Source organism: Streptomyces endophyticus, assembly GCF_035798155.1.
Classification (GTDB): Bacteria; Actinomycetota; Actinomycetes; order Streptomycetales; family Streptomycetaceae; genus Streptomyces; species Streptomyces endophyticus.
Genome location: NZ_JAOZYC010000156.1, coordinates 1 through 418 on the forward strand (window position 1 = coordinate 1; position 418 = coordinate 418).

At 52.4% G+C, this 418-nt stretch carries 1 pseudogene; it reads left to right on the plus strand.

Annotated features, from left to right (window positions below):
* Nucleotides 1-236: 236 nt before the first annotated feature.
* A pseudogene (gene infC / locus OKJ99_RS31635) lies at nucleotides 237-418 on the plus strand (translation initiation factor IF-3); the annotation flags it as partial.

Genomic DNA, 418 nt, shown 5'->3' on the forward strand with positions numbered 1-418 from the left:
GGGGGTGGTTGAATGGTACAACGTCGCTTTACTGCTACAACATAACTACCTTTCACTGCACCAGACACTAACGAAGGTGAGAGCGTTGCCGGCACGATGCCGGAGCTTTAACGCGTACAACATCACGTTTACGGTTGGAGGAAAACGCTTTAACAAAGATCAGTGCAAACATCACATACATCAACAAGGTTATCAGCGATACCATCTAGCCCTCCTCCTTCCCGGAAGGGGATTACCAGGTAAAACTGCGCAACCTGGTACGTTTCCTGAGTGATGGGGACAGGGCCAAGGTATCCTTGCGATTCCGCGGCCGTGAGATGGCCCACCAGGAGCTGGGGATGGAACTGCTCAAGCGAGTTGAAGGTGACTTGCTGGAGTACGGTTCGGTCGAACAGCATCCTAAGATGGAAGGACGCCA